The sequence below is a fragment of the Pseudoduganella sp. R-43 genome (assembly GCF_049913255.1).
GTDB lineage: Bacteria > Pseudomonadota > Gammaproteobacteria > Burkholderiales > Burkholderiaceae_D > Rugamonas.
The window spans coordinates 2,086,841-2,106,477 of the sequence record NZ_CP183988.1 but is presented as its reverse complement, the minus strand read 5'-3'; the positions used below and the strand labels follow the sequence as shown (position 1 = coordinate 2,106,477).

Annotated in this window: 20 protein-coding genes; 6 read left to right on the top strand and 14 right to left on the bottom strand. The window is 59.7% G+C overall.

What is annotated here, in order from left to right; all coding sequences use genetic code 11:
• Nucleotides 1-6 precede the first annotated feature (6 nt).
• From ACN9M3_RS09590 to ACN9M3_RS09575, 4 genes are read left to right on the top strand one after another with little or no spacing between them, the layout of a single operon-like run.
• Complete coding sequence (locus tag ACN9M3_RS09590; protein ID WP_426322073.1) at nucleotides 7-621, top strand: hypothetical protein; 615 nt, start codon at nucleotides 7-9, stop codon at nucleotides 619-621.
• Nucleotides 618-1,877 carry a hypothetical protein gene (locus tag ACN9M3_RS09585; RefSeq protein WP_426322071.1) on the top strand — a complete coding sequence of 420 codons (1,260 nt, stop codon included), beginning with the start codon at nucleotides 618-620 and terminating at the stop codon, nucleotides 1,875-1,877. Before ACN9M3_RS09590 ends, ACN9M3_RS09585 begins: the two co-directional genes overlap by 4 nt.
• Nucleotides 1,874-2,365, top strand: coding sequence for a hypothetical protein (locus ACN9M3_RS09580; protein ID WP_426170268.1), 492 nt, complete (start codon nucleotides 1,874-1,876; stop codon nucleotides 2,363-2,365). The genes ACN9M3_RS09585 and ACN9M3_RS09580 overlap by 4 nt, the downstream gene beginning before the upstream one ends.
• Nucleotides 2,358-3,422 (top strand): M949_RS01915 family surface polysaccharide biosynthesis protein, encoded by a 1,065-nt coding sequence (locus tag ACN9M3_RS09575; protein ID WP_426322066.1) that lies wholly within the window; start codon nucleotides 2,358-2,360, stop codon nucleotides 3,420-3,422. The genes ACN9M3_RS09580 and ACN9M3_RS09575 overlap by 8 nt, the downstream gene beginning before the upstream one ends.
• Here ACN9M3_RS09575 and ACN9M3_RS09570 read toward each other — a convergent pair.
• The 3 genes from ACN9M3_RS09570 to ACN9M3_RS09560 form a co-directional block, all read right to left on the bottom strand.
• Nucleotides 3,412-4,479 (bottom strand): acyltransferase family protein, encoded by a 1,068-nt coding sequence (locus ACN9M3_RS09570; RefSeq protein WP_426322064.1) that lies wholly within the window; start codon nucleotides 4,477-4,479, stop codon nucleotides 3,412-3,414. The genes ACN9M3_RS09575 and ACN9M3_RS09570 overlap by 11 nt on opposite strands.
• Complete coding sequence (locus ACN9M3_RS09565; RefSeq protein WP_426322062.1) at nucleotides 4,476-5,414, bottom strand: glycosyl hydrolase; 939 nt, start codon at nucleotides 5,412-5,414, stop codon at nucleotides 4,476-4,478. The genes ACN9M3_RS09570 and ACN9M3_RS09565 overlap by 4 nt, the downstream gene beginning before the upstream one ends.
• A 70-nt stretch (nucleotides 5,415-5,484) precedes the next feature.
• Entirely contained in the window at nucleotides 5,485-8,133 is a 2,649-nt protein-coding gene (locus ACN9M3_RS09560) for a TonB-dependent receptor (RefSeq protein WP_426170258.1), read from the bottom strand.
• A 280-nt stretch (nucleotides 8,134-8,413) separates the two neighbouring features.
• On the opposite strand from ACN9M3_RS09560, the gene ACN9M3_RS09555 reads away from it, so the two are divergent.
• The gene (locus ACN9M3_RS09555; protein WP_426322060.1) at nucleotides 8,414-9,154 is read left to right on the top strand and encodes a GntR family transcriptional regulator; all 741 of its coding nucleotides are present in this window, start codon (nucleotides 8,414-8,416) and stop codon (nucleotides 9,152-9,154) included.
• Between the two features lie 3 nt (nucleotides 9,155-9,157).
• Here ACN9M3_RS09555 and ACN9M3_RS09550 read toward each other — a convergent pair whose 3' ends face one another.
• From ACN9M3_RS09550 to rpsP, 9 genes are all read right to left on the bottom strand, one after another.
• Nucleotides 9,158-9,952, bottom strand: a complete 795-nt coding sequence (locus tag ACN9M3_RS09550; RefSeq protein WP_426170253.1) for a hypothetical protein — start codon at nucleotides 9,950-9,952, stop codon at nucleotides 9,158-9,160.
• Nucleotides 9,949-12,642, bottom strand: coding sequence for a M16 family metallopeptidase (locus ACN9M3_RS09545; protein WP_426322058.1), 2,694 nt, complete (start codon nucleotides 12,640-12,642; stop codon nucleotides 9,949-9,951). The genes ACN9M3_RS09550 and ACN9M3_RS09545 overlap by 4 nt, the downstream gene beginning before the upstream one ends.
• Before the next feature lie 40 nt (nucleotides 12,643-12,682).
• Nucleotides 12,683-12,988, bottom strand: a complete 306-nt coding sequence (locus ACN9M3_RS09540; protein ID WP_055936782.1) for a DUF3579 domain-containing protein — start codon at nucleotides 12,986-12,988, stop codon at nucleotides 12,683-12,685.
• Nucleotides 12,989-13,070: 82 nt separating this feature from the next.
• Nucleotides 13,071-14,030 (bottom strand): CobD/CbiB family protein, encoded by a 960-nt coding sequence (locus ACN9M3_RS09535; RefSeq protein WP_426322056.1) that lies wholly within the window; start codon nucleotides 14,028-14,030, stop codon nucleotides 13,071-13,073.
• 44 nt (nucleotides 14,031-14,074) lie between these two features.
• A complete protein-coding gene (locus tag ACN9M3_RS09530; protein ID WP_426322054.1) occupies nucleotides 14,075-14,737 on the bottom strand; it encodes a CoA pyrophosphatase in 663 nt (220 codons plus the stop codon).
• A gap of 74 nt (nucleotides 14,738-14,811) precedes the next feature.
• Complete coding sequence (rplS, locus tag ACN9M3_RS09525; protein WP_426170243.1) at nucleotides 14,812-15,192, bottom strand: 50S ribosomal protein L19; 381 nt, start codon at nucleotides 15,190-15,192, stop codon at nucleotides 14,812-14,814.
• A gap of 105 nt (nucleotides 15,193-15,297) precedes the next feature.
• Nucleotides 15,298-16,044 (bottom strand): tRNA (guanosine(37)-N1)-methyltransferase TrmD, encoded by a 747-nt coding sequence (gene trmD, locus ACN9M3_RS09520; RefSeq protein WP_426322051.1) that lies wholly within the window; start codon nucleotides 16,042-16,044, stop codon nucleotides 15,298-15,300.
• A 14-nt stretch (nucleotides 16,045-16,058) separates the two neighbouring features.
• Nucleotides 16,059-16,601 (bottom strand): ribosome maturation factor RimM, encoded by a 543-nt coding sequence (gene rimM, locus ACN9M3_RS09515; protein ID WP_426170238.1) that lies wholly within the window; start codon nucleotides 16,599-16,601, stop codon nucleotides 16,059-16,061.
• Nucleotides 16,602-16,616: 15 nt separating this feature from the next.
• Nucleotides 16,617-16,862 (bottom strand): 30S ribosomal protein S16, encoded by a 246-nt coding sequence (rpsP, locus tag ACN9M3_RS09510; RefSeq protein WP_057261569.1) that lies wholly within the window; start codon nucleotides 16,860-16,862, stop codon nucleotides 16,617-16,619.
• 186 nt (nucleotides 16,863-17,048) lie between these two features.
• Between rpsP and ACN9M3_RS09505 the strand changes: the two genes are divergently transcribed.
• Nucleotides 17,049-17,465: a hypothetical protein gene (locus tag ACN9M3_RS09505; protein ID WP_426322049.1), complete on the top strand. Its 417-nt coding sequence runs from the start codon at nucleotides 17,049-17,051 to the stop codon at nucleotides 17,463-17,465.
• Here the strand turns inward: ACN9M3_RS09505 and ACN9M3_RS09500 are convergent.
• A complete protein-coding gene (locus ACN9M3_RS09500; RefSeq protein WP_426322047.1) occupies nucleotides 17,462-19,261 on the bottom strand; it encodes an ArnT family glycosyltransferase in 1,800 nt (599 codons plus the stop codon). The two genes, ACN9M3_RS09505 and ACN9M3_RS09500, sit on opposite strands and share 4 nt — an antisense overlap.
• A complete protein-coding gene (locus tag ACN9M3_RS09495; RefSeq protein ID WP_426322045.1) occupies nucleotides 19,254-19,637 on the bottom strand; it encodes a GtrA family protein in 384 nt (127 codons plus the stop codon). The genes ACN9M3_RS09500 and ACN9M3_RS09495 overlap by 8 nt, the downstream gene beginning before the upstream one ends.

The window sequence follows — 19,637 nt, the reverse complement described above, 5'->3', positions numbered from 1 at the left end:
AACCTGATGCGCATGATCACAGTACTCGCTTGCTTCGCAGCTTTTTCTGCGCAAGCGACCGGGTTAAAAGACTTCGGTTGCGCGGCCGGCGCCAAGCAACAGCAGCCAGGAGCCTCCCTTTGCCTGCCTGGCAGGACACTGACGCTGGACTATCAGCCGAAAGCCCGCACTGTCAGCATCGCAGTCAACGGCCGCTCGCATACCGTAGAACGAATCGACATGAACTACGGCCCGGAATTGATCGGCATGGAAAAATACATCCGATTCCTGCCTTTGGCATTGCAGCCCTACCTGTCACGCAATGTGGTCCTGTTCAATTCCGTGGTTCGCAGCAGCGGCGGCGAAGGCATGGGGCAGTGTGGATCGGGTGGCGAGATGTTCGTGAATGCCCTGAGCATCAGCGATGCGAAAGTCAAAGTGCTCGGCAAGGTGCAAGTCGAGAGCTGTTCTCGCTCGATTTTCCCCGATCATATGGAAAATGAGACGGCTTTCTCCGCATATTCGATCCAGAATGGCAGGCTGGCGGTCAAGTTCAGCAATTACCCGGAAGTCGATGGCTCGCCAACTGGCATACTGTCCGATGATTTTCGCCAGTTTGAATTCTCGCAAACCGATCAATGAAGATCCAAGCCCATTTGACGTTTCTGCTGGCATGCCTGGCAGCTAGTCCCGCCTCGGCCGTAAGCACCGCCGCGAACGAGACACTGCTGGTCTTTGATCATTCGCACCTGATCGCCACCATTTCCAACAAAGGCATTCGCGGGTCCTTCAGCATGACGCACCAGGTCCTGCATTTTTCCTGCAGCTTCCTGTTCAAGGAGACCGGCCGTCGAGCCAATTCTCCTATCGTCATTAATTCTTTTCCCATTCAAGATGGAAGCAAGGAAGATGACATCCCGGGCAGGGTTTGGGAGAAGAACGGAGAATGGATCATCCAGACCGACGAACCGCAGGCCGGTTGCGGTAGCGCTGCTGGAACTTTTGACAAAGGCCCGGACGACGACCATCCGACACGCTACACCATCTTGAAGAAGATGCCAGCCATCGGTATTCGCGTTGTTCTGAGAACGACAAAACTTAACGACAAAGATGGCGGCACCATTAAGGAACGAAAGGGCTTGCTCGTTGCCGGCGACGTGGTCGCAGCCCTAGAAGGCGACGATTCCTATACGCGCATCCGCTACGTACACCCTGCCACTGCCAGAACCACGACTGCGTGGGTGCGCACGCAGGACTTGGGAAATCCATTCACCGAAACCAGAAACATGGATCAAAGCGGCCCGGTCAACTTCGACAAAATGGACCCAAGGGAGCTTCCCACCACTGTTCCGATGTCGCCAGAACAGCGGGAGCATTTGACCCTCATTACGCAAACGATGCGTGAGGTGATCGAAAACAAGAGGCCACTGCAAGAATCCGATCCTGTGTTCGGTGAGGGGAGGTACTTTTGGCCGAAGAAGCCAGGAGCTCCCATCAAAACAGCACTGTGGTTCGGAGTGGAGAATTTTGGATTCAGGTCGATCTCCGTGGACTTTCATCGCAAGACTCCGAAGAGTACTTGGGAAAGCGCGACACTGTCCGTGCACCCGAGGAATTTCCCCATCGGTGTGTACAGTATGGGCTTGCCAAAGACGTTCTTCGCCGACCTGGTTTCGACCGGCTCCTTTCCCGAGAAACGGGAACACGAGCCGGTCACGAACGTGAACGTGTTTGAATTTGCGCTCCAGCGCAATGCGAACATCAAGTTCAGGTTTGAGGCAAGGCCAGACGTTTCCAGTGTGAGCGAAAAGTATCCACGCAGTTTTCACGCTCTAACGATTAGTGCCAGCCATGATAAGACTGAGGCAGTATTCAACCGGATCGGAATCCAGAATTGAAAACCCTGAATCGAATTCTCATTGCCGCCACCATCTTCCTCCTCTGCGGATGCTCCTTCGGAGACCCGAAGCCGCAGTCGGAAGACATTGCCGCGTTGCGCGCAATCGTCAATCTCCCGATGGAGGTCAAATCCGCCCGCTGGGAGATCTTTGGAACTCCCGACGACTCCGGCTGGGTGCCTGGCCCCACTGACTTCCACACCTTAATCGCGGAGCTGGAGCAGGAACAAGACTGGTTCAGCTCCCTCAAAGAGCCGGCCCGGGAAATTTTCATTGTTCCCGAAGCCGCGCGTCCCTGGCTCACCAGGGAATTTCGCGATCTCCTGAACAGGAACAAGAATTCGACAGCAATTCTCTCCAGCCGCGCCAATTGCAGAAAATATGTGACGACGGTCACGAAGTCTGGCCGAGAGCTTGTTGGCGTTGCCTGTAACTCTTCTGGAAAGATATTGGTGTATCTGCCCTTGGCCCCTCAAGTTCATGAATAATCTCCTGGGCCTTTTAATGGCCGCTTGCTGCACATCCGAAATCCCTGCCATGCTCAAGGAAGGCTTGAAGCCAAACGAGCAAGTCGTATCGTTGGTTCGCTACAGCGACCACCATGGCGACCATACGCTCCTGCTGACCGAACGGGAACTGGCGTCCAAAAGCGGTGCTGGAAAGGCCTTCAACCTTGCCGCCATGTCGTTCAACAAGAACGGGGCGCGGGAATGGATCGTCCGGGATGGCGCAGAGTGTCCCGCAGGTTCCGGAGCAAAGCCGACATTCTTCCCCAATGCCGCCCCGGTGACAGATCTTAATAACGATGGCACCGCAGAAGTAACCGTCGCATACAGCCTGACTTGTGGAACAGAGTCGGAGCCATCGGAAATCAAAGCCATCATGCGCCAGGGCGACGACAAGTACGCGATGCGGGGACAGGCACTTGTTTTCACGTCCGCCCAGCCGGTAAGCGGCGGAACGCCAAAGCCGGATGCCGCATTGCTGCTGCCGGAAAACGCGGCCTTCCTGGATCACCTGCGTAACATCTGGAACGAAACTTCCGGCAGCGTCGCACGCGAGAACGCGCCACGCTCCCCATTGCAGGAGCTGGAAGGCGAATACAGCCTTCATTCGTCACCAGACAAATGGGGCTATAGCAAGGCGCACATCTCCATCAAAAGGCTGGATGACCGCCATGTGAAAATCCTGCTCGCCTGTGAATGGAAGCACACGCCGAAGGCTGCATGTGACGACTATTTTTTTGCAAAGTGGCACAACGACGGTGTCTATCTGCAGGACCGAAACACGACTGTCAGGCGCATTTACTTCAGTCCAGCGCCGCGCGAGATCGCCCTGGCCATGGTGAGCGTTGATGGAAAACGCCTGTATAAGCTTGATTCGTTCAGGCCGGCCAGTGGCCCGCCAAGCGATGGAACGCTGTCCAGGCGACTGAAGCGCGCGCAGCAGATTTCCGTTAGTCCGGAAAACTTGCGAGTCTTTGGACCGTACAACGAATGGAAATATGAAAACAATCGCCTCGAGTTCGTGAAAACTACACCTTGATGTAGATTTTCCGTTTGTCCAGCCAATACCCCACCAGCCAGCAGGCCAGCATGAAAAGCAGCGCAAACGCCAGCGAGGCGGCTTTAGGGCTGCCGACCGGCTCCAGCGCTGCGGCCAAGGGCGCGTAAGTGCGGGTTTTGTCCAGCACTACCACAGCCACTTGCGACAGCATGTAGATGAACAGCGTGTTTTTACCGAACACTTCGAAGAAGTAGGTCCAGCGCCGGGCGCCGCGTACTTCGATGATCCACGCCAGTGCCACCAGCACCAGCAGTGCGGTGCCGGTCGACAGCAGCACGTAACTGCCAGTCCACAGTTTCTTATTAATCGGCAGCAGCGGAGCCCAGCACAGCGCCAAAACCGACAGCACGACGCCAGCGCCGGCCAGCACACCGAGCGTTCGCACGGTCGCGCCATGCCCGCGCAGGTAGCGGCCTGCGAAATATCCCCCGATGACATTTACCGTGGCGGGCAAAGTACCGAGCAGGCCTTCCGGATCGAAGGGAAGGCCTTCCCCTTGGTACAGGTGGCCTGCGCCAAATACCCAAAGGTCGATAGCCCGGCCAGCATTGCCTTCGAGGCTATAGTCACCAAACAGCGCCATGACCAGCCAGTGGCCGAGCAAAGCGAGGACACTGAACACCACTGCACCGAGTTCGCCGAGATAATGCAGCACCAGCGCGGCGATGCCGAAGCACAGGCCTATGCGCTGCAACACGCCCGGCAGGCGCACCTCGCTTAAAGGCCCGCCCAGCTTGGGCAATAGGCATAGCAGCAGGCCGAGGGCAACGATGGTAATGGTCCTCTTGGCAATCCTGGCCAGCACGGCCGCGCCACCCATGCCTTCATAGCGCGGAAGCGTGAACGCAAGCGCGTTACCAACGACGAACAGGAAACTCGGAAATACCCAATCAGTCATCGTGAACCCGTGCCAGGGCGCATGCAACAAGGGAGAGTAGACGTGGCTCCAGTCACCCGGCGTATTCACGATAATCATCAACGCGACCGTCAGGCCGCGCAGGACGTCCAGAGACTGGTAACGGGCTGCGGCAGTCATTGTGAAGCCTCCCGCGGAATTGCCGCAGCCGGCGCCAGGATGCGCCGGTAGGAGCCCGCCGCTACGTTCGCCATCGAGCTGCAATTCGCTTCCGCCCCCTTGGACGGCTTGCCGCAAGGCTGGTCGCGGTCAAGCGACCAGAAATGGACTCCCGCCATGCCCATCTTGCGCACGGCAGTAACTGTGGCGCGCGCATCGTCCAGGGTGTAGACATTTTCCGCCACATCGTTCACACCAATCATGGGTGTCAGTTCAATCTGTGCGAACGGCACTTTGTACTTGTGATGTACATTTTGCGCGGCCTGGATGGCGGAAGCGGCCATATCGCAGCGGGCACGCCGCACTACGCATACTCTACGGCTGGCCGGCCCGAAATCCATCACCATCAGGTTCAGCACGTAATCCTGCACGCCATGCGTGCGCAAGGCGGCCAGCACCTGTTCTCCCGTTTCATTCAGGCTGCGCGCGCTGCCGTCCGAAGCGGCATGGGTGGCAATGGTGAAACTGAACCGCAGTTGCGGATGCGCCCTCTGCGCCAGGGCGATGCGCGCCACCAGCGAATCGATTTGCGCGGCCGTCTGGCCATGTTCGATATCGAAATCAAAGCCAATCAACTGTGGCGACATATAGCGCGACACGAACAGCTCGATGCCCTCGTCAGTGGCGCAGGTGAAGATATTACCCTGCCCTCCTGTCGAAACGATATAGCCAACGCCAGCCTGGACGAAGCGCGACACGTTGGCTGCTGCGACAGCGGCGCCGTCAACCTCGCCCCAACGCTCTTCGCCGCATTCGCCGCTTGCGAAGGCCCAGGTCTGGACGCCCTGCGCAGGATCCCACGGCGACAGGTATTTATAGGGGCTATGGACGACTGCCGGCGCCGCGACGGCAACAGTCGAGAAGGCGGCGAGCACCGCCAGCATTACTTTACGCATTCGAACTCCGGATACAAAAAAGGCAGGGCCCCGGAGGAACCCTGCCATAACACTCTCACATCGGGATCATTTACATCTTGCCGCGCACGCCGAAGAAGATCTGCTTGCCGTTCTTGTAGAACGCGCGTGGCTGGTCACGGGACGTTGCGTAGGACTTCAGGGTCGGATCGTTCAAGTCCTTGCCTTCCAACGACAGCGTGATGTTGTCGGTCAGGTTGTAGTTCAGGGCTGCGGACAGGGTGCCTACGTCATCCTGGTAGATTGCGCTGTTGCGGTCCAGGCCATTCAGGAAAGCCGAACGGTAGCTGTAGTTGATGCGCGCGCTGAACTTGCTGGTCTCGTAGAACACGCCCAGGTTATAGGAGTTCTTCGAAGTGCCGATCATGCTGCAGTCACCCAGGTCGGCACAGGCCGATTTCGGCGCTGCGGCGGTTTCCTTGCCGTCGGCATAGGTGTAGTTCGCGTTCAGGCCGAAACCGTTGCCCAGGTCCTGTACATACTGCAGTTCCACGCCACGTACACGGGCCTTGGTGTTCACTGCGGAGCTCATGTTGTAGGTGGTGATCTTGCCAACCGACTGGTTGAAGAAGTCAGCCTTCGAGGAACCGAAGGTCACGTAAGAACCCATGTTCATGTTGTAGATGTTCATGCCCAGCAGGGACTTCGGCATGAAGTACCATTCCAGGCCCACATCGACGTTGTTCGACATGATCGGGCGCAGGTTCGGGTTGCCGCCGGAACCGGAGAAGGTCAGGTCGTTCAGGCTCAGTGCACCCAGCGAACCGAAGTCTGGACGAGCCAGGGTACGGCTGGCGGCACCGCGCAGTTTCAGGTCCGGCGTCAGGTTGGTGTACAGGTTGATGCTTGGCAGGAAGTCGTTATAGGTGTTGGAGCTGTGGGTCGGGTTCCACACATTGTTCGGCGAACCGTTGTCGACGTCGATCTTGGTCTTCACGAAGCGCACGCCGACGTTACCGCCGAAGTTGCCGAACTCCAGGTCACCCATCACGTAGGCTGCCGTGGCCTTTTCCTTGATCAGGAATTCGCTCTGATAGGCGTGGTTGGCGAAGCTGACATACTTGTCGCCCCAGGCCTTCATCGACTCGGCATCGAAGGTCCACGCATTGCTCAGCAGGTTAGGCAGAGGGCTGCTCGGGAAGCTGGTCAAGCCGGTAGGACGGTTGGCCAGCTGCGAACCTGCAGCTGCAACGGTACCGCCCAGCCAGGTCAGGGAGCGCTCGTGGTTCGCGTTGCGCACGCCGAAATGCAGGGTTGGCACGCCATTCCACTGGGTCTTGTACTGGCCGTCGATCTGGCCGTAGGTTTCCTTGTCTTTCGCGGTCACGTCGGAAGCCCAGCCACCGAAGAAGTCGGCGCCGGTACGCGGGTTGAAGGTGCCGGCGTTATCCACGGTCACGGTGGCTGGCGAATCCAGGCCGTGGGTGGTCAGGCTGCTGCCCGAATAAGCCAGCCAGGCTTCGTAGCCGTAGTCGCGGGCGTAGCCGGTGCCGCGGGTGGTGCCGATCTGGCCCTTGAATTTCAGGTCCTGGGTAGGACGGTAGTTGAAGTCGAAGTTGACGAACTTCGAATCGCTATAGGAGCCAGGACGGGCAATGATGTCTTGCACCGACGGGCCCATCTTCGAGCAGTCCGCCACCGGGCAGGTGCTTGGGAAGGTGATCGAAGTGATGGTGTCGCCGGTGACGGTCCACTTGGAAGGAATCACGCCGCCCACGCCGGACCAGTTGTTGGTCAGCGGCTGGTATGGCGCCAGCATGAAGTTGGCGTTGATATTGTCCGCATCCAGGCGGGTGTAGAAGCCGTTGATGTCGAAGTCAAACTCCTTGTTGACCTTGACCTGCACGTCGATCATGCCGCCCTTGCGCTCGCGCTCCTGGTTGAACATGGCGGTACCGGTCAGCAGGGAGATGTACTTGCCTTCCACTTCAGGATTGGCGGCCACCCACTGCGGCGCATAGCCTGCGCTCAGCTTGTCCCACCACAGGAATTCCTGGCCGATGCGGCGCAGGGTACGCTTTTCATCGAACAGCTGGACCAGCACGCCCACGTTGTTCTGTTCATTTTTCCAGTTGCCCAGAGCGCTGAACTGCGCATCGGTCTTCTTGGAGCCTTCGCTGTACACGCCGGTCACGGCGCCCATCAGGGTCAGCGGATCCTTGAAGCTCAGAGGCTTGCGGGTTTCAATGTCGACGTTGCCGGATGCGCCGCCTTCGATCAGGTTGGCCTGCGAAGATTTGTGCACGGTCACGCGGCCGATCAGCTCCGATGGGAACATCGAGTAGCTGACGGAGCGGCCACCATTGGTGATGTTGGAGATGTACCAGTCGCCGCTCGACACGGTGTGGCCATTCAGGGTGGTCAGCGCCAAGTTGGAGGGAGTGCCCTTCAGGCTGACGCGGTCGTTCTCGCCGAAGCCGCCTTCCGAACCGCCGGCCGTGGCAACCGATACGCCCGGCACGCGCTGCAGCGAGTCGGCCACGCTCTTGTCCGGCATCTTGCCCACGTCTTCAGCGGTAATCACTTCAACCAGCGAGTCGGCGTTGCGCTTCTGGTTGATCGATTGTGCCAGTGCGGCACGCACGCCGGTCACGATCACGACGTTCTGCTCGGCCGGAGCAGCCTGCTGTGCTTGCGCCATGCCGGTGGTGGCGGTCAGGATGGCGACTGCAGTCGCGATCGGTGTCATATTGCGGTTCATTTACTCCCCCTAAGTATGGGCTGTCTCAAAGCCCGGTCTGTTGTTACCAGTTTCTAAAACCACGTTCAAACCAATTGGACGCCAATATACCCCGATTGAATACCAGAACACTACCAATTTGCATATTTTTTTCATATGTTGTACTGAAAAGACATACCACTTTGGCCAGAAAGCCCTGCTGTTAGCGCTATCCAAGGAGGGAGCCGGATGCAGGTGGCAGCATACCGCTGGTCATAAGGTCTTTTTTTGGTATTATCAGCCGCACACAAAGGGAGACTAAATGGCATCGCTCGCGCAGATCATGCAAGACCTGGTGCAGACCAGTAGCCAGCCGCTTTACCAGCTTCTGCAACGCGCCTTGCGTGAAGCGATCAACCTGCATGTGTTCGGCCCCGACGAGGCCCTGCCGGCCGAACGTGTGCTGGCGGCCGACCTGAATATCTCCCGCATCACAGTACGCAAGGCCATCGACGGCCTGGTGGAAGAAGGCTTGCTCGTGCGGCGGCCAGGTTCCGGCAATTTCATCAACACCCGCATTGAAAAGAACTTCGCCAAGCTGACGTCCTTCTCGGAGGATATGCGTTCGCGCGGCCGTACCCCGCGCAGCGTGTGGCTGAAGAAATCGGAAGGCACGGTAACGCCGGAAGAGGCGCTGCGCCTGCGGCTTAGCCCGGGCGCACCGGTCTACCGCTATCACCGCATCCGCTTTGCGGACGAAGTGCCGATGTGCGTCGAGTACGCGACCATCGTTGCCGATGCGCTGCCGTCGCTGGAATCAGTGGATGTGTCGATGTACGAGGCGCTGGAAGCGGCGGGCCACAGGCCGGTACGCGCGCTGCAGCGCCTGTCCGCCCTGTTGCTGACAGGCGAACAGGCCAAGCTGCTGCAGGCCAAGGAAGGCGACGCCGGCCTAGCCGTCGAACGCCTTGGCTTCCTGCGCGATGGCCGCGCAGTGGAATTCTGCCGCTCGATCTTCCGCGGCGATATGTACGATTTCGTGGCGGAGCTCAGCACGCCCTGATGCTCAGCAACCGCCGCCGTCCTGGGAGTGAACCGCCACCCATTTGCCGCCCTGCCGTTTCAGTATGCTGTAGAACCAGGACTCATAAGCGCTGCCGGAAATCACGACTTCATCCACGCCATCCGCATCAAGGTCCAGGTGTTCCAGGTACTTCTTGTTCGCCTTTTCCGCCTCGCCATGAGGACCGACGTAAGAGTCTTCATACACCATTGAAAATTCCCCGCCCGCCCGCTTTTCAGCCAGGAAGAACAGGGTCACCATCTGGTTCGCATCGATATTGTCGTAGTTGATCGATACCGCCACGGCCTGGCCGGCGTCGTTCGCCTCCAGTGTCTTTAATGCGGCAATACGATCTTTGCGCTTGACGCCGTGCTTTTCCATCCACGCACTGGCAAGCTGGGAAAGCCCTCGCAGGTCTGTCGGCGTCAAGGCAATTTCAGGACGTGCCGGCCGCAAGGTCAATGGCCGCGATGTGGCCAGGCCGCTGCCCGGCACCTCACTGCCGGCCAGTGGCGCGAGGGCCAGGCTTTCGCCATCGCTGCAGCCGCTGTCGTCAGGGCTTGCTGCCGCCCCGACCTTGACCTTGCCCGCATGCCGGGCGCCGAGATAGACATGCAGTGAGCGCGGCGGCTTGCCCGTTTCGTCGTCGCCCAGGCTCAGGGACTCGAAACCGCCGGAAACGATGCGCGCAAGCGGCGCAGCGTTTCCGTCCGGCTTGATCAGGTATAACTGGTTCGGAGGACCGGCCAGCGCAGTGCCCGCCGCCAGCGCCAGTATCAATGCAAGCGCCCTTTTCATCGCTTGGCTTTCGATGCGTCGCTGGCGATCACCACCGACAGCTTGGCAGGATCGATATGCTTGCGGAAGGCCGCGCTCACCTGCTCCGCAGTCAACACCTTCAGCTTCGCCTCATACTCCTTGCTCCACACGAAAGTGCGATCCAGGTAGCGGAAGTGCGACCAGGCGCCAGCCACCACGTCATCCTTCGAACGGTTCTGCACGCGCTGCTGCATCAGGCCCGATTTGGCGCCTGCCACTTCGGCAGCGGTGAAGCCGCTCTTCACGGCGCGCTCCAGTTCCTGGCGAACGGCAGCTTCCAGCTTGACCATGTTCTGCGGCGCTGCGATCGCTTCAATGGTCAAGCCGCCCGCATCGTCGCGGTCGCCCGCATCGAGGGACGAGCCGCCGCCGTAGGACAAGCCTTCCTTCTGGCGAATCCGGTCCATCAGGCGCGACTTCAGGCCGCCATTGCCGAAGATGTAGTTCGCCACCTCCAGTGCGGCGTAGTCCGGGTCATCCGTGCGCAGCGGGATGTTGATGCGCGCCGCGAACATGCCGTTTTCCTTGTCCGGTGCATCCAGCGTGATGCGGGTCGGCGCCTTCTCGACATGCTTGTCCAGGATCGGCGTGTAAGCGGCCTTGCTTTGCCAGCCCGCCAGTTCCTCGCTCGCCACCTTGACCAGTTCAGCCTTGTCGAAATCCCCTACCACCGACAGCTCGCCGCGCGAGGTGCCGTAGAACTCGGCGTGGTAAGCCTTCACATCGGCCAGCTTCATCGCCTTGACCGCCTCGACCTGTTCGTCGAGCGTCATCACGCTGCGCGGATCGCCTTTCGGCCAATGGTCGAAGTATTCGGCCAGCTTCCTGCCGGCCATCGCCTGCGGGTCGTTGCGCGAAGCCTCGATGCCGACGATCCATTGCTGGCGCATCTGCTCGAACTCCGTCTCGGGGAATGAAGCGTCTTTCAGCACATGCGCCACCAGGCGCAGCGCGGCAGGCAGGTGCTCGCGCGTCGTTTCAAAGTGGTACAGCGAACCGCTCATCTTCAGCTTCGACATCGCATCGGCCAGTTGCGCACGCGAATATTTGCTGGTGCCGCGCGCCAGCATCTGGTCCGCTGCCGCCGACAGCATCTGCTTGCCGAACTGGTTCTTTTCGTCGCCCCAATGGAGTCGCATGTCCACCGCCACGGTCTCGCCGCGATTCTTCTTCGGCAGCAGCGCCAGCTTCAGATTGCCGATTTCCTTGAGCTCCGTGCGCGCCATGATGTTGTCCTGGCTCGGATCGAAATTCTCGGACGTCAGTGCGCTAGCCTTGCCCTTGTAGTCCTTGAGCAGTTCGGCCGCCGTCGGCGCCGCGCCGATTTCCGCGCGCTGAGGCGCGTCGTCTGGAACGAAGGTACCGACAGTGCGGTTATCGCGCTTCATGTAGCGCCCTGCCGCTTCTGCGACCTGCGCCGAAGTGATGGACGCGAGTCCGTCGCGGCCCTGGAACAGCAGCCGCCAATCTCCCAGAGCAATATGGTCGCTCAGGGCCACGCCCACCTGCTGCGGATTGTTCAGCGCCTTTTCAATCGCGTTGCTGTATTCGCGGCGCGTGCGCTCCATTTCCTCTTCGGTCGGCGGCGCCTTGGCAAAGCCCTCCACTGCAGCAATGAGTTCATCGCGCACCGGCCCGATCGGCTGGCCCATCTTCACCACGGCGCCGAACACTTGCAGGCTTGGCGCAATGCCGGGCTGGATCATTGCAAACACCTGTGCCGCCTTGCCGGTTTCGACCAGCTGCTTGTGCAGGCGGCCGTTTGGCGTGTCGCCCAGCACCTGGCCCATGAAGGCCAGCGGATCGGCGTCGTTATGCAGGCCCGATGGAATCTTGTAGCCCACCAGGACGATCTGCACGTCGCCCTTGCGGTGCACTGCGTACTGGCGCTCGCCGTCCTGGGTCGGCTCCACGGTCCAGAATTGCGGCAGCTTGCGCTTCGGCTTCGGGATCGCGCCGAAAGTCTTGCTGATCCAGGCCAGCGTTTGCGAAGGATCGAACTTGCCTGCCACCAGCAGCACCGCGTTATCCGGCTGGTAGTAGGTGCGATAGAAGGCTTGCAGGTTCTCGATCTTGACGTTCTCGATATCGCTGCGGTTGCCGATGGTGGAACGACCGTAGCTATGCCAGTCGTAAGCAATGCTTTCCAGGCGCTTGTACAGCACTTCGAACGGGCTGTTCTCGCCGCTCTCGTACTCGTTGCGCACCACGGTCATTTCCGAATCCAGGTCCTTCTTGGCGATGAAGGATTTGGTCATGCGCTCGGCTTCCATGTCCAGCGCCCACTTCAGGTTTTCCGGGCTGGCCTGGAATACTTCGTAGTAGTTGGTGCGGTCCAGCGAAGTGGTGCCGTTGAATTCCATGCCGCGTTCGGAGAACTGCTGCGGGATATTGCGATGGTTAGGCGCGCCCTTGAACATCAGGTGCTCCAGCAAGTGCGCCATGCCGGTCTCGCCATAGTTCTCATGGCGCGAGCCGACCAGATAGGTAACGTTGACGGTCACCGTCGGTTTCGATGCATCGGGGAACAGCAGGACTTTGAGCCCGTTGGGCAGGCGGTATTCGGTGATGCCTTCGACCGAAGGGCCTTTGGCGACACCGGCGGGCAAGGTCTGGGCGAAAGCTGAAGAAGCGGTCAGCAGCAGCGCTGCGACGTATTTGATTTGCATGGGGTTCTGCTCATGTTGGCAAAACCCTATCCTACGACACTTAAGCTTTTTCGTCAGGTATCAGACAAGCCTCGACGACCTGCAGCTTGTTATCCTTGGCGAATTCCTTAACGAAGTTATAAGCCATCGGCTGGATTTCGCGCAGGCCTTCGTTGACGACGACGGCCTTGATGCCATTGACGACGGTCGGCGTGACGTAAGGCGAGAACTGCAGGTGGGCGTGGCGGCCGCCAGAGCCTTCCGGGCGGAAGCACGCCAGCACGCCGGCCAGTCGTTCCGCCCAGTCGCTTGGACGGAATTGTTTGCCGTCGGTCGTAAGCCCAAGAATGAAGAACTCGCTGGCCATATACCTGAAACCCGGTTGCTGTAAGGAACCCCAGTATTATATCTTATAGAAGACTTGAACGGGGCTCCGGGTTCAGGTCATTTTAGCCGAGCCACACCGCTCCGGACAGCAACAGCAGCAGCATCATCCACAGCAACAACGCGCGCCATACCAGGCCGACCGTGCTTTGCAGGGCGCGCACGCCCGGCTCGTCGCCCGGCAGCTGGTCCACTTCCATGTCGCTGATATCCACGGTCGCCGCATCGGACGGGATGATCTTGGCCGCATTTTCATTCGGGGTACCGAGGCGCACCCCCATGGCGCCGCCGCCGGCCGACAGGATGATGCCGATCGCCTCATCCTTCCAGCGGTGGGCGAAATTGCGCCAGGCGTAGATCGCGTCTTCAAAATTGCCGACCACGGCGAAAGCTACGGCAGTCAGGCGCGCCGGGACCCAGTCGATCCAGTAGAAGGCCTTGGCGGCAAAGATGCCGAAAGCTTCCTGGCGCATGTGTTCCGGCTCGTTCCAGGCGCGCGCCAGGTATTCGGATACGCGGTACAGGATGGCGCCGCAAGGACCGAGCGGCATCAGGAACCAGAAGAACACGCCGAATACATTGCGGTGGGTAGTGACCAGCGCTTTTTCCACGGCGATGCGGGAAATCTCGGTCAGCTCCATGCCGACGGTGTCGATCTTGCACCACTCTGCGAGCAGCGCACGCGCCTGGCTCTCGTCGCCCGCGTTCAGCGCGAGCTGGATCGACGTGAAGTAATGGCTGTAATGGCGAAAGCCCAGTGTCAGGTAAACAATCAGCACATTCCAGGCAAAGGCAGCCAGTATCAGGTTATAGCGCAGCAACAGCCAGTACACCAGGCCGGCCGGCAGCGTCAGCGCGCCAACCAGCAGGAACCAGCCCATGCGGCCGTGGCTCGCATGCCCGGCATTGAACCACTGCTCCATGCGTACGGCCAGGCGCTTGAATTCAGCCCAGATCGGGTTGTCCGCTCGCAGGGGCTTCAGTTGCTCAAACAGCAAGGCCACGAGAATGGAGAGAAAAGTCATCTAAATCCTTTGATTAGCAGTACCACAATGCCCGCTACGATAGCTTATGCGCGCAAGAAATGAAACAGGTTGCGCAGCATGCCGGCCGTTGCGCCCCAGATAAAATAGTTCTGGTATGGCATTGCGTAAAAAGTGCGGCAGCCATTCGGAAGTTCGGCCGCCAGGCGCTGGTGGTTGGCGCCATCCATCAGGAACTGGAACGGCACCTCGAAGATCTCCGCCACCTCGAACGGATCGGCCTTCAGTTCGAACGGCGGCGTCACCAGCCCCACCACCGGGGTCACTGCATAGCCGGTGCCGGTGTAATACAAGGGCAGCGTGCCGATCACGTCGATATGGCGGCGATCCAGGCCAATCTCCTCCTCGGTTTCGCGCAGCGCCGTGTCGATCGCATCCGCATCGGCAGGCTCGGCACGGCCGCCGGGAAACGCCACCTGCCCTGCATGATCGTTCAAATGCGCCGTGCGCATCGTCAGCAGCAGGTAGACGCCGTCCTCGCGCAGCACCAAGGGCACCAGCACGGAAGCCGGTGTCGGCTCGCCGCGATGCAGGCCAAGCGGCGGCTCGGATGGTTCGGGCGTCCATTCCGGCGGCTGCGCAAAACGCTGGCGCAGCCAATCCGGCGCAAGATGCTCCAGCAGCACCGCGGCTTCGCCGGCAATCGCTTCAATCGGTAGCTGAGTCGGGTCGAAAGGTGTTTTTGGCATAGGCGGCATTGTACCAAGCTGAAAAAAAAGGACGCCCGAAGGCGTCCTTTCCGAATCCGATACCGGGGTATGGATTACGCTGCGGTTGCCGCAACTTTGCGGTTTGGCAGTTTTTCCTTGATACGTGCGGACTTGCCCGAACGCTCACGCAGGTAGTACAGCTTGGCGCGGCGAACGTCACCACGACGCTTCACTTCGATCGAAGCGATCAGTGGGGAGTACAGCTGGAAGGTACGCTCAACGCCTTCGCCGGACGAGATTTTACGAACGATGAAGTTCGAGTTCAGGCCACGGTTACGACGGGCGATAACAACGCCTTCGTAAGCCTGGGCGCGCTTGCGGGTGCCTTCGACTACGTTCACGTTGACAACCACGGTATCGCCAGGGGCGAACTCAGGGATGTTCTTGCCCAGGCGAGCGATTTCTTCTTGTTCCAGTTGCTGGATCAGGTTCATTTTAAAACTCCTATTACCATCTTGCCGGCGCCAAAAAGATGCCCGGTAGAGGATGGGGTTGAAACACGGCAGGCAACATGCCTGCCACGGTACTACAACGGGTTTTTATAAACCCGTCAAAAACTTTTCGTCCTTCTTCGAGAGCAGGCCGGCTTCGCGGGCCTTTACCAGCAGGTCGGGACGCTTGCGCGCCGTCGCCTCCAGCATGCGCTCGCGGCGCCACTTCTCGATCTCGGCGTGGTTACCGCCCAACAGCACGGGCGGCACGGCCTCGCCTTCGTAAACTTCTGGCCGCGTATAGTGCGGCGAATCCAGCAAGCCGTTGACGAAGGAGTCTTCGACTGCGGAGGCATCGGTATTCAGCACGCCTGGCAGCTGGCGCACCACGGCATCCATCAGGGCCATGGCAGGCAGCTCGCCGCCGGACAGCACAAAATCGCCGAGGCTGATTTCTTCATCGACGCAGCGGTCCAGCAAACGCTGGTCCACCGCTTCGTAACGGCCGCACAGGATCACGAGGCCGGGTTCCTGCTTCAGCTGCATCACGCGTTCGTGGGTCAGCTGCTTGCCTTGCGGCGACATGTACACCACGCGCGGCGCCGGCAGGCCGGAAACCACCTGGCGCTGCTTCGCGGCCGCGATGGTCTGCTCCAGCGGCTTGGCCAGCATCACCATCCCCGGGCCACCGCCATACGGGCGGTCATCCACGGTACGGTGGTTGTCGGTGGTGAAATCGCGCGGATTCCACAGCGACAGGCCCCAGCGCTTCTGCTCGAACGCGCGGCGGGTCACGCCGGACTGCGTCAAGGCAGCGAACATCTCAGGGAACAGGGTAATGACGTCGAATTGCATTGTGCGGTTCCGGATTAGTAATCCAGGCCCCAGTCCACGATGATCTGCTTCGCGTCCTTGTCCACCTTGATAACAAACTGGCTTACAAACGGGATCAGGCGCTCTTGCGCCTTACCTTCGGCCTCGTACTCGACGCGCAGGATGGACTGAGGTCCGTTGCTCATCATGTCCGCGACCGTGCCAAGGCTCTCGCCTTGTTGATTCTGAACTGCCAGGCCGATCAGGTCGCCCCAGTAGTATTCATCGTCTTCCAGCTGCGGGAAATCGGCGCGCGACACGAACACCGATGCACCCTTCAGCGCTTCTGCTTCGTTACGGTCCGTCATCCCGACGATCGTGGTGACCACGTCGCCACCATGCAGCTTAGCCCGCTTGACTTCAACGTCACGCAGGCTTGGCTTGTCGAGCCACCAGGTGGTGGCATGCAGCAGCGCATCTGCTTCGGTGGAGAAGGGTCGGACACGGACCCCGCCGGTGATGCCGTAGGCACCAGAAACAAAGCCAACCTGAACCAGGTCAGCCGGGGCTTGCGCCCCAGATGCGGTCTTGCTGCTCAAAACTTGAAGCTACTATTAAGCAGCCTTCTGGCCAGCAACCAGCTTGGCAACAGCTGGGGACAGCTGAGCGCCAACGCCTTGCCAGTAAGCCAGACGGTCAGCAGCAACGCGGAAGGTTTCTGCTTGGCCGGTAGCCATTGGGTTGAAGAAGCCGATACGCTCTACGAAACGGCCGTCACGACGATTGCGGGAATCGGTTGCAACGATGTTGTAGAAAGGACGCTTCTTGGCGCCACCACGAGCTAAACGAATAACGACCATAATAATTCCAAAAAAGTGTGCTGAGTCGGAAAAAGCCGCAAATTATAGCGCGCTTTAACTCCAACCGGCAAGATTAATCAAATTGGTGGGGAATTGGACAATCCGGGATTATCCCCTGAACTGGCCTCGTCGGCAACAGCTTTGTTGTGCGATACTGCCGGTTTTTCGGACTTCTCGGCTGCAATCATGTCTGTTTTACACAAGAACAAAACATTCGCCGCCCTGCTCGCCGCTGTTGCCGGCGGCATCGGCCTGCACCGCTTCTACCTGCGCGGCCTGGCTGACAAATGGGGCTGGCTGCACGCCGCCAGCCTGCTCGGCGTCGCAGCCGTGTTTGCATTATGGCCGAAAGCCGATCCCTACTTCCTGCTGCTGCCGTTGATCCTGTCGATCCTGGCCGGCGTCCTCGAAGCCCTCGTGCTGGGCCTGATGCCCGACGAGAAGTGGGACGCCACCTTCAACGCTGGCAGCGCCAGGCAAACCAGCTCGCGCTGGCCGCTGGCGATCGTGCTGGTCGCCGCCCTGATGTTTGGCGCCTTCGGCCTGATCGCCGCCATCGCCCGCCTGTTCGACCTGCTCTACACCGGCGGCATCTACGGTTAATTGGCCGGCGCGGCGCTCGGCGCAGGTTCTGCAATCCGGTACAAGGAAACCGGGCCGTCCCGATGTACCAGCGTGAAGAACTGCGCGAATCCCGGCTTGGTCTCGATGCCCGGCCAACGCACCGTATGGATCAACAGGCTGGCATAACCGGAACGACGCAAGGCTTTGGCCAGGTCAGCAGGAGGCAGATCGGCGTGATCGCGATAGCGCCCCGGGCCAAAATGGTCACCGCCCGTTCGCGGTGGAGCGTAATAGATTGAGTCCTCCAGACCAAACTGGTAGGTACGGCCCATCGGATGCTCGCGCAGATAGACCAGCATTGGATAGCCGGTAATCCTCTGCTGCAAAACCGCCTCGCGGGCAGCAGTTGTCGGCGAAACAAGCTTCCAGGTCCTGTGTACGGTTTTAAGTGCACCTGGCAGAACGGCCAGGAGCCCCAAGGCGACACAAGCTGCGACCGCCTTGCTTTGCAGCTTCGACGTTTCCCCACGGGCCAGCAGCTTCCATACGGCGACAAAAAGCCAGTACCAGACTGCCGCCGCCAACAGTGCCAGGACAGGATAGAGCGGCATCAGGTAGCGCGGGTAATGCGAGCTCAGCAACCACAACGTAATGCTGAGAGCCGCCAGCATGCTTCCGGCACGCACGCCTGGCAAGCGGCGCACGCTGGCGATCACAGGCGCCAACAATGCTGGCCAGATAAACCACACCGGCCACCCCTCGTTGCGTTTGAGATCTTCGAATTGATGCTGGAAATCCCCCAGGTTCCAATCGCTAAAACCGAATAGCTTGCCACCGATTGGATTGACTGGGTCACCGGTCAGCACATAATTCCGGGCGTACCAGTATGCGCAAGGCAGGAGCAGCGCGACCGCCGCGATGAGCCAGTCTCGCGGGGAACGTGTCCGCACCAACAAAACGATCGCCGGCACGGGGAGTAACTGCAACGCCTGGTACTTGATGCCGACGGCAACGCCCAACAAGAAGCAAGCCATCGCCAGCAATGCGCGCCGCTGAGGTTGCTGCTGCCAACGATAGAAGACCAGGCAGCCCGCAAAAATGAATAGCGTGACGGCGGCATCGACCATCGCGTTATCGTACAGGCTGCGCGTCAAATACAGGTAGATAAGGGTGGCGATGCTGGCGACACCTTGGCCAGCGTAACGTTTGCCGGTGACATATACCAAAACGGTGGTAAGCCACGCCATCAGTGCGCTGATCAGGTGGGTCATCACATCGTCATAGGCGATCATGGCTCCGGCAAACAGCAGGTTTGCATTATAGGGAAACCACGGATATCGCAGCCAGTCATTGACAGTCAGCCTGCCGCTCCGAGCCCATTCCTGAGCGTGCGGCAGGTGGTACATCACCTCATCCCATACTATTGGCGGACACAACGGAGCGACGAGGGTCGGGAAAACCATCAAGGCAATCAGCAAGGCGGTGCCGCGCGCAGGCCAGTTTGCTTCACGCCATTGCGGAACCATGGCGGCCCACCAGCGGCCCTGCAGCGCACGCCATTCAGCCAGGCATAGACCGAGGCCGAGCACCAGCACTAATACCAGTGGAATCATGCGCAACTGTCCGGCGATAGCCAGCCATTGCAGTACGCATATGTACAGTCCCATGCCGAGCGTGGCTGCAATGGCATGCCATAGCAGGGCTTCTTCGGGTTCCTGCTGGATTACCTCCGACGCCCAGCGGCGAAGCATGGCGCGGCCAACTCCCCAGCATGCCCCCAGGAAGATCAGTAAGGCGAAATAATGCGATAGCGTGTAGACGAGTTTATTAATCATGGAGCTCACGAAATACGAAATATTTTGCGGAAATGAAGTTGAAAGTCATGCCGGCCAGCGAGCCAGCCACCACGCCAACGGCTGGTGCCCAGCGCGCTTCAGGCAAAAACTGCAACAGCACCATATAGGTGCCCAGGTTGATCACGCCGCCGCCAACCATGACCGTCAAATAGCGCCACCATTCACGCCAGACCGATGCCGTGGCACGGAAAGTAAACCGCCGGTTCAGCCGCCAGGTGACCCAAACCGCAAACAGAAAAGACAGCAGGCGCCCCAGGTACGGCCCCGAACCCAACGCCAGCGCCAGGTACAAAGCGCCCATGTCGGCCCCCGCACCGGCAACTCCATTGATGCCAAAGCGCAGGAACTGGCGCAC

What these genes read in the sequence shown, in the direction of transcription:
- ACN9M3_RS09590 (WP_426322073.1), top strand. Translation starts at nt 7, where the DNA reads ATGCGCATGATCACAGTACTCGCTTGCTTCGCAGCTTTTTCTGCGCAA.
- ACN9M3_RS09585 (WP_426322071.1), top strand. Translation starts at nt 618, where the DNA reads ATGAAGATCCAAGCCCATTTGACGTTTCTGCTGGCATGCCTGGCAGCT.
- ACN9M3_RS09575 (WP_426322066.1), top strand. Translation starts at nt 2,358, where the DNA reads ATGAATAATCTCCTGGGCCTTTTAATGGCCGCTTGCTGCACATCCGAA.
- ACN9M3_RS09570 (WP_426322064.1), bottom strand. Translation starts at nt 4,479, where the DNA reads ATGACTGCCGCAGCCCGTTACCAGTCTCTGGACGTCCTGCGCGGCCTG.
- ACN9M3_RS09565 (WP_426322062.1), bottom strand. Translation starts at nt 5,414, where the DNA reads ATGCGTAAAGTAATGCTGGCGGTGCTCGCCGCCTTCTCGACTGTTGCC.
- ACN9M3_RS09560 (WP_426170258.1), bottom strand. Translation starts at nt 8,133, where the DNA reads ATGAACCGCAATATGACACCGATCGCGACTGCAGTCGCCATCCTGACC.
- ACN9M3_RS09555 (WP_426322060.1), top strand. Translation starts at nt 8,414, where the DNA reads ATGGCATCGCTCGCGCAGATCATGCAAGACCTGGTGCAGACCAGTAGC.
- ACN9M3_RS09550 (WP_426170253.1), bottom strand. Translation starts at nt 9,952, where the DNA reads ATGAAAAGGGCGCTTGCATTGATACTGGCGCTGGCGGCGGGCACTGCG.
- ACN9M3_RS09545 (WP_426322058.1), bottom strand. Translation starts at nt 12,642, where the DNA reads ATGCAAATCAAATACGTCGCAGCGCTGCTGCTGACCGCTTCTTCAGCT.
- ACN9M3_RS09540 (WP_055936782.1), bottom strand. Translation starts at nt 12,988, where the DNA reads ATGGCCAGCGAGTTCTTCATTCTTGGGCTTACGACCGACGGCAAACAA.
- ACN9M3_RS09535 (WP_426322056.1), bottom strand. Translation starts at nt 14,030, where the DNA reads ATGACTTTTCTCTCCATTCTCGTGGCCTTGCTGTTTGAGCAACTGAAG.
- ACN9M3_RS09530 (WP_426322054.1), bottom strand. Translation starts at nt 14,737, where the DNA reads ATGCCAAAAACACCTTTCGACCCGACTCAGCTACCGATTGAAGCGATT.
- rplS (WP_426170243.1), bottom strand. Translation starts at nt 15,192, where the DNA reads ATGAACCTGATCCAGCAACTGGAACAAGAAGAAATCGCTCGCCTGGGC.
- trmD (WP_426322051.1), bottom strand. Translation starts at nt 16,044, where the DNA reads ATGCAATTCGACGTCATTACCCTGTTCCCTGAGATGTTCGCTGCCTTG.
- rpsP (WP_057261569.1), bottom strand. Translation starts at nt 16,862, where the DNA reads ATGGTCGTTATTCGTTTAGCTCGTGGTGGCGCCAAGAAGCGTCCTTTC.
- ACN9M3_RS09505 (WP_426322049.1), top strand. Translation starts at nt 17,049, where the DNA reads ATGTCTGTTTTACACAAGAACAAAACATTCGCCGCCCTGCTCGCCGCT.
- ACN9M3_RS09500 (WP_426322047.1), bottom strand. Translation starts at nt 19,261, where the DNA reads ATGATTAATAAACTCGTCTACACGCTATCGCATTATTTCGCCTTACTG.